The organism is Dellaglioa sp. CoH-56-MRSF-12, assembly GCF_056782075.1.
Map to the genome: position 1 here is coordinate 1 of NZ_JBXAYD010000152.1, position 246 is coordinate 246.

The 246-nt window shown below is 69.9% G+C and carries 1 protein-coding gene; it reads left to right on the top strand.

The window, feature by feature from the left end; translation table 11 throughout:
• A partial coding sequence (locus AC1RPY_RS08120) for a zinc-binding dehydrogenase (protein ID WP_481763174.1) occupies positions 1 to 246 on the top strand: 246 nt, incomplete at both ends.

The following is a 246-nucleotide window of genomic DNA, read 5'->3' on the forward strand; positions in this document are numbered from 1 at the left end:
GTCGATCGTCGCACTGCAGCTTGCGCAGGCCGCCGGGTTGCGCACGATCGTCACGTCGTCGAGCGATGCGAAGCTCGAACGCGCGCGTGCACTCGGTGCGGACGCAACGATCAACTATCGCGCGACGCCGGAATGGCAGCACGAGGTGCTGCGGCTCACCGACGGCGCCGGCGCGGATCTGGTCGTCGAGGTCGGCGGCCGCGATACGCTGCCGCGCTCGGTCGCCGCGACGAAAATCGGCGGCAT